The sequence below is a fragment of the Pantoea sp. sgz302252 genome (assembly GCF_047713085.1).
In the GTDB taxonomy this organism is placed as follows: Bacteria; Pseudomonadota; Gammaproteobacteria; order Enterobacterales; family Enterobacteriaceae; genus Scandinavium.
Window position 1 is genome coordinate 68427 of the sequence record NZ_JBLFJW010000018.1, and the last position, 14069, is coordinate 82495.

At 53.1% G+C, this 14069-nt stretch carries 13 protein-coding genes and 1 pseudogene; 6 read left to right on the top strand and 8 right to left on the bottom strand.

Annotated elements, in window-relative coordinates; translation table 11 throughout:
• Positions 1-105 precede the first annotated feature (105 nt).
• The 6 genes from ACLW56_RS14820 to ahpC form a co-directional block, all read right to left on the bottom strand.
• Complete coding sequence (locus ACLW56_RS14820) at positions 106-873, bottom strand: dimethyl sulfoxide reductase anchor subunit family protein (protein WP_330984520.1); 768 nt, start codon at positions 871-873, stop codon at positions 106-108.
• Positions 873-1430, bottom strand: a complete 558-nt coding sequence (locus tag ACLW56_RS14825) for a 4Fe-4S dicluster domain-containing protein (RefSeq protein WP_330984521.1) — start codon at positions 1428-1430, stop codon at positions 873-875. The genes ACLW56_RS14820 and ACLW56_RS14825 overlap by 1 nt, the downstream gene beginning before the upstream one ends.
• Complete coding sequence (locus tag ACLW56_RS14830) at positions 1427-3703, bottom strand: molybdopterin-dependent oxidoreductase (RefSeq protein ID WP_330984522.1); 2277 nt, start codon at positions 3701-3703, stop codon at positions 1427-1429. Before ACLW56_RS14830 ends, ACLW56_RS14825 begins: the two co-directional genes overlap by 4 nt.
• The gene (locus ACLW56_RS14835; protein ID WP_330984523.1) at positions 3693-4253 is read right to left on the bottom strand and encodes a molecular chaperone; all 561 of its coding nucleotides are present in this window, start codon (positions 4251-4253) and stop codon (positions 3693-3695) included. Before ACLW56_RS14835 ends, ACLW56_RS14830 begins: the two co-directional genes overlap by 11 nt.
• Before the next feature lie 252 nt (positions 4254-4505).
• Complete coding sequence (gene ahpF / locus ACLW56_RS14840; RefSeq protein ID WP_330984524.1) at positions 4506-6071, bottom strand: alkyl hydroperoxide reductase subunit F; 1566 nt, start codon at positions 6069-6071, stop codon at positions 4506-4508.
• Between the two features lie 209 nt (positions 6072-6280).
• Positions 6281-6844, bottom strand: coding sequence for an alkyl hydroperoxide reductase subunit C (gene ahpC, locus ACLW56_RS14845; protein WP_014069297.1), 564 nt, complete (start codon positions 6842-6844; stop codon positions 6281-6283).
• Positions 6845-7262: 418 nt separating this feature from the next.
• Between ahpC and dsbG the strand changes: the two are divergent.
• The 6 genes and pseudogenes from dsbG to ACLW56_RS14875 form a co-directional block, all read left to right on the top strand.
• Positions 7263-7592 (top strand): annotated as a pseudogene (gene dsbG / locus ACLW56_RS14850) (thiol:disulfide interchange protein DsbG); the annotation flags it as partial.
• 218 nt (positions 7593-7810) lie between these two features.
• On the top strand, positions 7811-9034 hold the full coding sequence (locus ACLW56_RS14855; protein ID WP_330984525.1) for a phosphoadenosine phosphosulfate reductase: 1224 nt from the start codon (positions 7811-7813) through the stop codon (positions 9032-9034).
• Complete coding sequence (locus ACLW56_RS14860) at positions 9019-9645, top strand: IbrB-like domain-containing protein (RefSeq protein WP_330984526.1); 627 nt, start codon at positions 9019-9021, stop codon at positions 9643-9645. The genes ACLW56_RS14855 and ACLW56_RS14860 overlap by 16 nt, the downstream gene beginning before the upstream one ends.
• 299 nt (positions 9646-9944) lie before the next feature.
• Positions 9945-10688, top strand: coding sequence for a 3-oxoacyl-ACP reductase family protein (locus ACLW56_RS14865; protein ID WP_330984527.1), 744 nt, complete (start codon positions 9945-9947; stop codon positions 10686-10688).
• Between the two features lie 205 nt (positions 10689-10893).
• On the top strand, positions 10894-11217 hold the full coding sequence (locus ACLW56_RS14870; protein ID WP_330984528.1) for a type II toxin-antitoxin system RelE family toxin: 324 nt from the start codon (positions 10894-10896) through the stop codon (positions 11215-11217).
• On the top strand, positions 11192-11599 hold the full coding sequence (locus ACLW56_RS14875) for a helix-turn-helix transcriptional regulator (RefSeq protein WP_330984529.1): 408 nt from the start codon (positions 11192-11194) through the stop codon (positions 11597-11599). The genes ACLW56_RS14870 and ACLW56_RS14875 overlap by 26 nt, the downstream gene beginning before the upstream one ends.
• Here the strand turns inward: ACLW56_RS14875 and ACLW56_RS14880 are convergent.
• Together ACLW56_RS14880 and cstA are read right to left on the bottom strand one after the other, a co-directional pair.
• Positions 11596-11793: a YbdD/YjiX family protein gene (locus tag ACLW56_RS14880; RefSeq protein WP_330984530.1), complete on the bottom strand. Its 198-nt coding sequence runs from the start codon at positions 11791-11793 to the stop codon at positions 11596-11598. The two genes, ACLW56_RS14875 and ACLW56_RS14880, sit on opposite strands and share 4 nt — an antisense overlap.
• Positions 11794-11913: 120 nt before the next feature.
• Positions 11914-14019 (bottom strand): pyruvate/proton symporter CstA, encoded by a 2106-nt coding sequence (gene cstA / locus ACLW56_RS14885; RefSeq protein WP_330984531.1) that lies wholly within the window; start codon positions 14017-14019, stop codon positions 11914-11916.
• Positions 14020-14069: the final 50 nt, after the last annotated feature.

Here is a 14069-nt window from a genome sequence, read left to right on the forward strand (position 1 = left end):
TTTTTATGGCTTCATTGCCCGGCGGCGCGACGCTTGCCAGGCCTACTGGATCGATGCCCTTCCTAGGCCGGCGTCAGGCGTAGCCGCCACCCGGCTTTAGGTTAATCAGTACAAGTGGCCAATATTGACAATGGTACTGACGGTGTCACCAAAGAAAGTCATGCGGCTCAGCAGCAGGCCAATGAACAGCAAAACGAACAAGACTCCCGCCCGTTTTTCGCCTCGCCAGCTTGCCACTAAAGCAACTATCAGGCAGAGCAACGCACCAAGGTACAGTGGAGAAGTCAGCCATGCGCGCCCGGTCATCTGCACGACAGTGCCGCCACTCAGCCAAATCAAAGGCGCAGCAATCAACACGGCCAGGCAAACCAGAATGCCCTGGCGTAAAGCCGTCAGAGCTGGCGCAACCTTCAGCAGCGGAACAGCGGCGCAGCCCATCACCCAAACGGTGACGAAGAACAGCAGCATGGTGATGCCGTTGGCTGTGGCGACCATCGCTGGCGCGGCATAGGTCATCCCCTGCACCGCCACCAGCACTAAGCCTAATAACGACGCGATAACCGCAGGGATCTTATGGCCTTTAGTCAGAAAAGTGACGCCAATCGCTGCGCCATAGAGCGTCGCGCCCAAAATTTCCCGGCTCAGCCACGCGTGTTTCAGGTTACGCAGTGCGTCATACGCCCGGTCAGGATGCGCCAGGTGTAAGACTGCCGCAATCGACGCCACGGCCAACACCAGCCCTGTCACTAGCCAGTGCATGCGTGTTGTCACCAGCGTACCGCGCAGCGTTCTCCAGGTCAGCAGCAACGCCATGCCTACCGACATCTGACTGAGCACCGTAAAAATCACCAGCGGGAGTTCATAATGTTCCATTAGTTGTCCTCCGGTTGCTGAGGCTGACGGGCCAGAATGAAGCGCGTGCCCGGATTCAGTTTCGGCATATGCGGGTACCCCGGCGGATACTGAACTGCGTTTTTCGGCATGGGGTCAGCATCCAAATCTATCAGCGTCAACGCGCCAACCGGGCAGGCATTCACGCAGGCAGGTTGCATCCCGATATCCAGACGTTCGTAGCACATACTGCATTTTTCGGCCTTTTTCGTCTCTTCATTGAAACGCGGCGCGCCGTAAGGACAGTTGCGAATACAGTTTTTGCAGCCAATACAGTGCTCAGGATTGTGCACCACAATGCCGTCCTCACGCCGCGTATAGGCTTCGACCGGGCAAGCTTCGACACAAGCCGGATGCTCACAGTGGTTACAGGCCAGCGAATAGAACGCGCGTTCTTCGTGCGGATAAATCTCTTTATCCAGCGGATAGACATAGCGCCAGAAGCGCTCTGGCTCCAGTTGGTTGAAGCTTTTGCACGCCATCGCACAACCACGGCAGCCGATGCACTTGTCACTGTTTACTAAGAATGCGCGTCTCATGCTGTCGCTCCTTTACCTGTCGCGTGGGCGATATCCACAAACTGGCTGTGAATGGCGGCACCTGGTGCGCCCGTTGCCATTTGTCCCATATCTGCCGGGGTATCCATCACCACGTTTTGAACGTTGTAACTGAGTTTGTTGAACCAGGATTCATACATCACGAGGAAATCTTCCGGCACGTTGGTGGTGATTTTGGCGCGTAGTTCCACTTCGCCTGCGGTGTTGAACACTCTCACTTTGTCGCCTTCGGCAATGCCCTTCTTGCTCGCCGCAATGGGATGGATGTAGACAAACGGCTCTGGCCAGAAGGTCTGCATCCAGTCGAGATTAACGAACTGCGAGTGCAGGCCGTATTGCAGATGTGGCGTAAACAAATGGAACGGCAGCGTGCTTTTCGCCGCTTCTTTGTATTCCGGCAAAGCAGTGTGCCCATTGGCCGCGCAACGCTCTGATTTGAACTCATACTTGCCAGACGGCGTTTTGAATTTGCGATCGTACCAGGCCGCCGTGCTTGGCATTTTGGCCTTGTGTGGCCCTTCGAGCAGATCTTCCCAGTTACGGATGCCAAACTGTTTGGCCATGCCGTCGTTGAATTCCTGATCCAGCCATTTTTTCGGGTTAAATTCCTGCGGGAAGGTGCAGGAACCCGGCTCGATTTTGTTAATGGTGGCCGAGAGCAGCGCCGCAATTTCCGGGTCGCTTTTGCACTCGTAAAGCGGCTTGATGGCCGGTTCGTTGACCGACAGCCAGTAATGCCAGTAAGACGAACACACATCCCACTGTTCGAAGGTGGTCGTCACTGGTAAAACGATATCCGCATGCTGGACGGTTTCATTGAAGAACTGATCGACCACCACCACCATTTCCAGCTTCTCGAACGCTTTTTCCATCTTATTGCGGTCGAAATCCTGCGCGAAGGGGTTTTTGGAGGCCACCCACAGCATGCGAATAGGCGGTTCATTAGCATCAAGAATGCCCTGTGCGGTCTGGTTGATATTCAGCGCGCGGTCGGAATACTCGCTCTTCTCAGCGCTGTCGCTAACAAACTCACCGACAGGACCGCCAGCGCCTTTCATGCCGACAGATCCGACAGGCGGTTTTTGCGACATCAGCGCGTAGTTGAATCCCCAGGTTTGCAGGTGGCCGTAGCGTGCGCCGCCGCCTTCAAGCCCGATATTGCCCGTCATCGCCACAAAGGCATCAATAGCGCGGACGTTTGCGCCGCCGTTTACATGGCGCTGCATGCCGTAGCCAATCCACACCGTGGAAGGCTTCGCTCGCATAAATTCTTCGGTCAGGGTTCGAATAACATCGGCAGACAGGCCGCAAATTTCCGAGGCCCATTCAACCGTGACGTTTTCGCGGAGATACGTCTCAAACTCAGGGTAACCGTGGGCGTAGTTATTGACGAAGTCGTGATCCACCTGGCCGATGTCCAGCAGATGGCGGCACATCCCGAGCGCCAGCGCGCCATCAGAGCCAGGACGCACGCGCAGATACAAGTCGGCTTTCGCCGCGGTTTGGGTCAACAGAGGATCGATAACGACCACTTTCGCGCCCTTCTCGCGTGCCTGATAGATGTACTTCATGCTGTGCATCGAACACCAGGCCGGGTTTGCGCCCCAGATAATGATGTATTTCGCCTTCACGAAGTCTTCCGGATCGTTACACCACATGTCGCCCATGTCGTAATTTTGCGCATCAATCCCGGCAGGCCAGCAAGGCGTGCCCGCAAAGCGCGTAGTGTAGCCGAGCGAGGACATCATCCCTTCCACGGCGTAGCCCATCACCCCAAGGTTGCCGGAATACTTCGACAGCGCCAGACCGAGCATTGAGCCGTCTTTCTTTTTGATTTCCAGCATCTTGTGAGCGATTTTTTGCATCGCTTCATCCCAGGAAACGCGGCGCCAGTTACCGCTTCCGCGGCCATCCTGCACCATCGGGTACTTGATACGGTCCGGGCTGTAAACACGACGAGGATAGGTCAACCCTTTCACGCAAGGCGCGCCGTGGGTGTACGTGGATTCCGGAGCTCCGTCCACAAAGGTGATCACCTCGTCTTTCACCCACGTTTTCAGGCTACAGGTGTCATAGCAGTTACGCGGGCAGGCGTTGCGATAAACATTGTAGGCTTTTGGGTTAAAGGGAATCGGAGGCTGGGCGAACGCACAACGTGAGGAGAGAAGCCCTCCCGGTAGCGCGGCAAGCGTGCCAACCGCCATTAGTCCCTTAATAAATGAACGTCGATTCACATTTCCAGGTTCATTGCTCATGACACACTCTCGTTTTTAATTCTTCAATCCAATGGGATAATTCCAGCGCGGCCATTTTCATTACCGTCGTGCTGGCATTGTTTGTTATTTTTTCGATAAACATCGGCACCCACAGTGTTAAATGCTGTGAGACAAAACGCTGCAGGAGCGGGGTAAATCCGGGCGTTGACCGGGCATTAATGAACAGCAGAACCGCTAATTCCAGCTCATAAGAAATATGATCATCTGGAATATTGTCTTCACGACTGACCGTTAACCCCAGACTCTCCATCAGTTCACGAACATGAAGCGTGGTAGCCCCCATGATCAACGGTTCATCACCGAGATAAACAGAGGAGTACGGCGGCGCCTGAAGTGCTGCGGGGCCCACAAACAGGCGATTGAAGTCATACTCCGCTTCCTGCCATTGCTGATCAGGCTGTTCTGCTGGCAGTAACGCTAACTCTTTTGCTTTATTTTTAAGACGTTGACTATCGCCATAAATATAAAAATCACGAAGCTGCAACCCCTTCCTTTCAAAAGGTGGCAACAACTCATAGACATCAACCATCAATACCCCCAATTACATTCATGAGATAAATATAACCATGAAGTGTTAGATTTTAAGAGAGGGAGAATACTTATTTCTTTGACGCAGAGAAGTAAAAATGAAGGTAAAAATACCCTTTCTGGTATTTTAGGATTTGCTTCGCAAAAAATAGTGGCGGGGAAATTAATGAATGCAAATGAGAATCAGAATAATAAAAAACCGCCCGGGAATGGGCGGTTTTGGCATTGCAGGTAGAGTCTTACTTTTTTTGTTTTACGCAGTCTTAGTGCGAATCAGGTAATCAAACGAGCTCAGTGAGGCTTTCGCCCCTTCGCCGGTCGCAATAATGATTTGCTTGTACGGCACGGTGGTGCAGTCACCCGCGGCGAACACGCCTTTGACGCTGGTTTCGCACCTGGCATCAATCATGATTTCGCCCATGCGGTTGCGTTCGATAGCGCCTTCCAGCCAGGTGGTGTTCGGCAGCAGACCAATCTGGACAAAGATCCCAGACAGCGCCACGTGATGCGCATCACCGCTCACACGGTCACGGTAATCCAGGCCGATGACTTTGCTGCCATCACCTTTCACTTCCGTGGTCTGAGCGTTAAGAATAATGTCGACGTTTTTCAGGCTGCGCACTTTATCCTGCAGCACCTGGTCGGCTTTCATTTCTGGTGCAAACTCAAGCAGCGTCACGTGCTCAACAATGCCCGCCAGGTCGATTGCCGCTTCAACACCGGAGTTACCACCGCCAATGACAGCGACACGCTTACCTTTGAACAGCGGGCCGTCGCAGTGCGGGCAGTAAGTTACGCCTTTGGTGCGATACTGGTCTTCACCCGGCACGTTCATGTTGCGCCATTTCGCCCCGGTCGCAATGATGATGCTGCGAGCTTTCAGCACGGCACCTGAAGCGGTTTCAATCTGATGCAGGCCGCCTTCGACAGAAGCCGGTGTCAGCTTGCTTGCGCTCTGTGAGTCGATAACGTCCACATCATAGTCAGACACGTGCTGCTTCAGTGCGCCTGCCAGTTTCTGGCCTTCTGTTTTTGGCACTGAGATGTAGTTTTCGATATCCACGGTGTCCAGCACCTGGCCGCCGAAACGTTCACCCATCAGGCCAGTACGAATGCCTTTACGTGCAGAGTAAACAGCCGCCGCCGCGCCCGCAGGGCCGGAACCCACAATCAGCACATCGTAAGCTTCACGTTTGTTCAGCTCTTCTGCCGCGCGTTTTTCCGCCCCGGTGTCCACTTTCGCCACGATTTCCGCCAGCGTCATACGACCCTGACCAAATTCTTTGCCGTTCACGAATACCGCAGGCACACCCATCACGTTGCGATCGGTGATTTCATTCTGGAACACGCCGCCGTCAATCGCGGTGTGTTTGATGCGTGGGTTCAGTACTGCCATCAGGTTCAGTGCCTGCACCACATCCGGGCAGTTGTGGCAAGAAAGCGAGTAATAGGTTTCGAACTCAAACTCCCCGTCCAGCGCGCGGATCTGCTCCAGCATCGCCTGCGCTTCTTTTGACGGATGACCGCCCGTCCACAGCAGTGCCAGTACCAGCGAAGTAAACTCGTGGCCTAACGGAGAACCAGCGAAACGCGGCCCCTGGTTTGAACCGGGATTCGTTATCAGGAAAGACGGCTTACGCACCGCCAGGCTGTTGTCTTCTTTAAACGTCACCTGAGGTGAAAGTTCGGCGATTTCCGCCAGCAGTTCCTTGATTTCTGCCGATTTAGCGCTGTCGTCCAGCGTGGCAATCAGCTCAACAGGTTTGGTCAGTTTCTCAAGGTAAGCCTTGAGCTGGGTCTTCATGTTGGTGTCGAGCATCATTCATCTCCTGCGAATAAAACATCATCATGCAAGCGGCCTTGCGGCTGCCTGAATGCGGCTTGCATCATAGTGTTTGGGGAAAAACGGGTGCCTGAGCACCCGTTGATTGCCGGGTGGCACTGCGTTTACCCGGCCTACGCTTTGCCAGGCCTGTTGGGTAGGCCGGATAAGCATCGCGTCATCCGGCTTCGCAGCGCCTGAAAGGCTTAGATTTTACCGACGAGATCCAGGGATGGAGCCAGTGTCGCTTCGCCTTCTTTCCACTTAGCCGGGCACACTTCGCCTGGGTGGGAAGCGACGTACTGAGCTGCTTTCACTTTACGCAGCAGGTCAGATGCGTCACGGCCGATGCCTTCAGCGGTCACTTCGATGGCCTGGATGATGCCCTGTGGGTCAACAACGAAAGTGGCACGGTCGGCCAGGCCTTCGTCTTCACGCATGTTGTCGAAGTTACGGGTCAGGGCACCTGTTGGGTCGCCGATCATCGCGTATTTGATTTTAGCGATGGTCTCGGAGCTGCCGTGCCATGCTTTGTGAGTGAAGTGGGTATCGGTGGAAACAGAGTAAACATCCACGCCCAGTTTCTGCAGTTCGTCGTAGTGGTCAGCCACGTCACCCAGTTCGGTCGGGCAGACGAAAGTAAAGTCAGCCGGATAGAAGAAGAACACACTCCAGCGACCTTCGGTGTCTTTCTCAGTGACTTCTACGAATTCGCCATTTTTGAAAGCCTGGTTTTTGAAAGGTTTGATTTTAGTGTTAATTAAGGACATCTGTACTTCCTCCGTGTTTTCGTTGAGAGCTAAGGTAACCCACTCACCCCGTTTCGGCTAATGCGTTTCCTTTATCAAATCAATAAGCGTTAGCTAACAAACCCAACGACGTGATGAAAAGCAGAAAGTAAAAAGGCCACCTTTTCAGGTGGCCCGAGACTGATGACAAACCTCTAACGAATACCGTCTTGTCATGGGTAGTAGAACAAAAAATAAGGAAAATCAATTCATTGATTTTCGGCTGCTCACCACAAAGAAGGAAAAACCACGCTTTTTCCTTCTTTGTCAGCAATCTGAGGCCACCTTTTCAGGTGGCCCCGTTACCTGAAACCCCAAAGGGACATTCAGTGCCAGCAAGCTGGCTGTGCGTTGCGCTCCACAAAACCTTATAAAAGGCCGTAACAGCGGGAGGGATTAGGTCCAGCTGCGCACGTTAATGGTCGGGGTTATCAAACCGGAGAGCCTGCCGACAGCGGCAGCCATTCTGACAAGCGCAGATCCGAGCAAAACCTGGCATGATTACGAGCAATCAGGGGGCAAACTGAAACTGGATGTTCCGGCGACTATCCCACCCGCGCAACTGCAAATCTTAAGCACTAATCAGAAGCTTATGGATTCATTGGGAGCCAACGCCACACCGGCCATTTATTATCTGAATTCGGACAATCTGAATTCGGACAATATGCTGCAGCAAGTTGTGGGCTTGCCAGATACCGAAAATTTAAATGCTATGATGGGAGAGAAATAAGCATTATGGCAGGGTTGTTTTCAGATAACCCTGCCCTCTTTTTGGAAACCCATTCAAATAATTTTTATAAACATCATGAGGTAATATTATTCATTAGAATGATATTTTAACAAAAAGCAAAAAAAGTTAATATTTTAAATGCTAATGAATCCATTTACTTACACAACATAATTGTATATTTTTGCCAGATAAATCTAATATCTTAAAAAGGCGATGGAATGTCTATCTATAAACTCCCATTGGAGCAAACAGTTCTGGAAGCAAGTATGGAGCGCATCTGTTGGACGCTGGGTAATTTCGACCGTATTTGCATCTCGTTTTCCGGCGGTAAAGACTCCACAGTGATGCTGCATTTAACCGGCCAACTGGCGCGGAAACTTAAAAAGAAATTCAGCGTCCTCTTTATTGACTGGGAAGCGCAATTCAGTAGCACCATTGAACATTGCGAAAAGATGCGCGCAGAATATTCAGACGTCATTGAGCACTTTTATTGGGTCGCGCTCCCGCTAACCACGCCCAACGCCTTAACGCAGTTTTCCCCCGAATGGCAATGTTGGGAACCCGGTACGACCTGGGTGCGACAGCCACCAGCCGATGCCATTATCGATCCCGCTTATTTCCCGTTTTATCAGCAAGGGATGTCCTTCGAGCATTTTGTTCGCGACTTCGCCGAATGGTTTTCGCAAAAACGCCCTGCCGCCGTCACCATTGGGATCCGCGCGGATGAGTCCTACACCCGCTTTCTGGCGGTGGCCTCACAGCGCAAACTGCGTTTCGCCGATGACAAACCCTGGACCAGCATGGCCCCCGGCGGACACTGCTGGTACATCTACCCGATTTATGACTGGAAGACAGCGGATATCTGGACCTGGTTTTCACGTACCCAAAGCAGCTATAACCCGCTGTATAACCTCATGTATCAGGCAGGCGTTCCCTTGCGTTACATGCGTATTTGTGAACCTTTCGGCCCGGAGCAGCGTCAGGGTTTGTGGCTTTATCACGTGCTGGAACCCGAGCGCTGGGCGGTAATGTGCGAACGTGTTAACGGGGTTCACTGCGGCGGCATTTATGCAGGTCACGATAATCAATTCTATGGTCACCGCAAGCTAGAAAAACCGGAAGGCTTTAGCTGGAAAGCTTATGCATTGTTTTTACTCGAAACCATGCCACCACCGACCGCGGAGCATTACCGCAACAAGATTGCTATCTATCTGCGCTGGTATCAGAAGCACGGACAGGAAGACATTCCAGATACTCAGGATAAAGACACCAGTTCGAAGGATATTCCTTCCTGGCGACGCATCTGCAAAGTCTTATTAAACAATGACTACTGGTGCCGAATGCTCTCTTTCAGCCCCAATAAAACCAAAAACTATCAGCGCTACAACCAGCGCATTTCTCAAAAACGTCAGGAGTGGGGAATTTTATGCAAAAACAATTGAGTGAACAGTTATCCCACTGGCTGGCGTCGTTGCCGGAAAAAGAACGGATTGAAGCCATCAACGATTTTCGTCAAACGCTTCATCAGCTGAGTCCTTTTCGTCAGCACCCAATTGATTGCGTACTGTGGGTTAAAAACGAGCACATCGCCCCGAACGATTACAACCCCAACAACGTCGCACCACCGGAGAAAAAACTGCTGCAAAAATCACTGGAAGCGGACGGGTTTACGCAACCGGTAGTGGTGTATACCAAAAGCGACCGGAGGTATGAAATTGTCGATGGATTCCACCGCCATGAACTGGCGAAATCGAAACCAGCGCTGAAAAAAAAGCTCAAAGGCTATTTGCCCGTCAGCGTGTTACAGCATGACGGCAGTGAAATCTCCAGCCGTATGGCGTCCACTATCCGTCATAACCGCGCCCGAGGCAGACATCAAATTAACGCGATGGCGGAGATTATCCGCGAGCTGTATCAGCTAGGCTGGACGGACGTCAAAATTGGTGAAGAACTGGGGATGGATGCGGACGAGGTTTTGCGTCTGCGGCAAATTAACGGTCTACAGGATTTGTTTGCCGACCGTCAATTTTCTCAAGGCTGGACGGTGAAATAACGACAGCTTACACAGCCGTTCTGCACTGACAACGGCGTACAAAGCATAAGATAAAGCCGAAAGATATTAGCCATCCGGATGTCCGGATGGTTTCTCAGGTCAGCGATAATACACAGAAAAATAACAAATGAGCAACAGCGATATTTCAGGGGCACTCCATCGTTCGCGATTGTAAAGGTCGCTGCGCTAACCCGCTGATCCTCAACGTGCCCGCAAATAACCTCTTTCTGGTCCATTGACGGGGAACATTCCCCCTCTATACCTAATGATGACTCTCACACCATGACTTCGGAGCAACTATGCATATCGATTTGACGGGTAAACGCGCGCTGGTGACCGGTGCCAGCCGCGGGCTTGGGCGAGCTATAGCATTGTCACTGGCGAAAGCTGGCGCTGATGTGGTGGTAACGTATGAAAAATCGGCCGACAAGGCACAAGCTGTAGCGAATGAAATTCGCGCCCTGGGGCGCAAGGGTCATGCGATTCAGGCTGACAGCAGCGATGCGCAAGCCATTGTGGACGCGGTGAATGAAACGGCTCATACGCTGGGCGGGCTGGATATTTTGGTGAACAACGCCGGAATTGCACGCGGCGGCCCGCTGGAAACGATGTCGCTCGAAGACATTGATGCCGTGATCAGCGTGAATATTCGCGGCGTAGTGATTGCCACTCAGGCCGCGCTTCCTCATCTCGGTAAAGGGGGACGCATTATTAACATCGGCAGCTGCCTCGCCAACCGGGTAGCGTTCGAGGGGATCGCCGTTTACTCAATGAGCAAATCCGCGCTGAACTCCTTTACTCGTGGCCTGGCGCGAGATTTGGGCCCGCGTGGCATTACCGTTAATCTGGTGCATCCCGGCCCTACCGACAGCGACATGAATCCGGCTGACAGCGAACAGGGCAGAGAGCAAGTCAAACAGATTGCCGTCGGGCATTACGGCAAACCGGAAGATATTGCCGCCGCCGTGACCTTCCTCGCCAGCCCTGCCGCCGGGCAAATTACCGGCACCGGTCTCGATGTTGATGGTGGTGTAAACGCCTGAGTCCGGTTTCGTACTTCTGCTTTTGCGACCCCGCTTCCCGTTTTACTGCACGCCTTTGTCGACCGGCAAAGGCGCTTGCAGCCTGCCTCGTAAGCTGATGCATTGCCTCTTTTCCCCCTCGCCTGTCTGCTTCTACACTGCCTGACATTCTCTAATACATAAACAAGTAATAATCTAATTATTTACTAATAAATAAGGAAAGACTATGTTGCAGGAAGACAAGTTGACGATCATTTGGTCACGAGCGGCGAAGAAAGATTTTCTGTCGCTGGATAAGCGTTATCAGCAAAACATCGAGATGAAATTAGGCTATTTGGGTGATACAAGCGCCCCACCGCTCGATATTCGAAAACTTAAAGTGCCAGAAGATCACTATCGGCTTAGGGTCGGTAACTACAGGATTATTTTCACTCGATCGGGTGACAATGATGAAATCTGCTCTGTCGTGGCAGTCCTGCGAAGAACCTCGAAAACCTATGCCTTCCATGAGGAGCCAGCACGCTATGAACATACAATTTATCAAAGATGAACAAGGCAACACCCAATACGTCGTGGTGCCCTACCACGTGTGGTTCAACATGATGCTCGACCGTGTCCCCCTTGAAGAGGAAGGTGAAGAAGAGAATTGGGAGGAGATCCCCACTGAACATGATGAATATGACAATGTGGGTATCCCCCACGAAATCGCCTGCCTCATGACCTCCGAGGATGTCAGCCTGCAGGCGGCCTGGCGCATCGCGCGCGGTCTGTCGCAGCAGGAAGTGGCGGATATACTTGGCATTACTCAGTCGGCTGTCTCGCAACTGGAATCACCTGATTCCCGTCCGCAAAAGCGCACCAGAGAGAAACTGGCCGCCATCTATGGGTGTACTCAGGAACAAATCAGCCTCTTTCTGCCGAAAGAAGGCTAACAACACTTCGCGCCGCCTTTGCCACCGTATCGCGCGTCCTGACGCTCACGGAAAAACTCTTCGTAAGTCATCGGCATTTTGTCCGGATGGTTCAGGCGCGTGTGCTCCACGTAGTTGTCGTAATCAGGCACGCCAATCATCATTTTCGCCGCCTGGCCGAGGTATTTTCCGGCTTTTGAGAGTGTGTCGAACATGTTATCTCCTGTAGATCTCCCCTCTCCCCTGCCCTCTCCCAAAGGGAGAGGGAGAGAACCGCACCAGAATTTTCCCCTCTCCCCGCGGGAGAGGATTAGGGAGAGGGGCTGGCCCCCCTGTTAATGCACGCTCTTCGCCTGGGCCACAATCTGTTCCAGATTTTCCGGCATCGGCTCATAAGGCGTTTCTTTGGCGGTCGGTTTGTCTTCTTTCAGTGCCGCCAGCGCAGTCTTCACAGAATAGAACGCCAGCACCACCACAACCACCATAAAGAAGATGGTCAGCCCGGCATCCAGACGGTTATTGAACACCAGCTGCGAAAGCTGGGATTCGGTGTACTGCACCGGGATCTTACCGCTGTCGATCATTGCCTGGAACTTATTGGCAATCGCCAGGAAGCCCACTTTAGCATCGCTGCTGAAGGCTTTCTGCCAGCCTGCGGTCAGGGTACAAATTAACAGCCACGCCGTGGGTACCAGCGCAACCCACGCGTAGCGCTGACGTTTCATCTTGAACAGCACCACAGCACACAACATCAGTGCCATACCCGCCAGCATCTGGTTGGCGATACCGAACAACGGCCACAAGGTGTTAATGCCGCCCAGCGGATCGACCACGCCCTGATGCAGGAAGTAGCCCCACGCCAGCACACACAGCGCTGTTGCCAGCAGGTTGGCTGGCAAGGAGTCAGTGCGTTTCAGGTTCGGGCTGATCACGCCCAGTAAATCCTGCAGCATAAAGCGCGCCGCACGTGTGCCTGCATCCACCGCCGTCAGAATAAACAGCGCTTCAAACAGAATGGCGAAGTGATACCAGAAAGACACATCCATCAGGCCGCCAAGCGAACCGTGCAGAATGTACGCCATCCCTACGGCAAGCGTAGGTGCGCCGCCTGCCCGGGAAATGATCGACTGCTCCCCGACTTCGTTAGCGATTTGTGTCAGCGTATCCGGCGTGATGGCAAAGCCCCAACTGCTGACCACTTGCGCCGCTGAAGCGACCACATCAGTGGTTCCCGCAGGCGCGAGTACGGCCATCGGGCTGTTCATGGCGAAATAGACACCCGGATCGATAATGCACGCGGCGACCAGCGCCATGATGGCCACGAAGGATTCCATCAACATGCCGCCGTAGCCAATCAGGCAAGCCTGACCTTCATTGGCGAGCATTTTCGGCGTGGTACCAGAAGCAATCAGAGCGTGGAACCCCGATACCGCGCCACAGGCAATGGTAATAAACAGGAACGGGAACAGGTTCCCCGTCCACACCGGGCCAGTGCCATCGATAAACCTGGTTAGCGCAGGCATGGTCAGCGTAGGACGCATGATCAGAATGCCAATTGCCAGCCCCACGATGGTGCCTATTTTCAGGAAGGTAGAAAGATAATCGCGCGGAGCCAGCAGCAGCCAGACGGGCAATACTGCGGCGACAAAACCGTAGCCCACCAGCATCCAGGTCAGCTGCACACCGGTGAAATCAAACCACGGTGCCCACGTCGGGCTTTCTGCTACCCAGCCGCCAGAAATAATGGCAAACACCAGCAGCACCAGGCCAATCACCGACACCTCACCAATACGCCCTGGGCGCAAATAGCGAATGTAGATGCCCATAAAAATCGCCAGCGGAATGGTAAAGGCGACGGTATAGGTACCCCAAGGGCTGTGAGTCAGCGCTTTCACTACGATCATCGCCAACACCGCAAGGATGATGACCATGATCATAAAGGTCGCTATCAGCGCGATAACCCCGGCGGTGGCGCCCATTTCCTCTTTCACCAACTCACCAAGGGAGCGTCCGTCACGGCGCGTGGAAACAAACAGCACCATAAAGTCCTGCACGGCACCGGCGAGCACAACGCCTGCCAGGATCCAAATCATCCCGGGCAGATAGCCCATTTGCGCCGCCAGCACCGGCCCAACCAACGGCCCTGCTCCGGCAATCGCCGCAAAATGGTGACCGAACAGCACTTTCTTATCGGTCGGCACATAGTCCAGTCCGTCATTATGACGTACCGCTGGCGTCATGCGGGTGGGGTCAACGGCCAGCACGTTTTTGGCGATATAGCGGCCGTAAAAACGATAAGCGATAAGGTAGATACAAACCGCCGCCACCACTATCCACAGGGCGTTGATTTGTTCACCACGATTCAGTGCGATGTAGCCAAGGGCAAAGGCTCCCACAATCGAGAGAACTGCCCATATAAGGTATTTCCCTGAGTTGTTCATGGTCTTAGTCCGTCAGTGTAGGGGGAAGATGTTACATTTTGTATCTATAA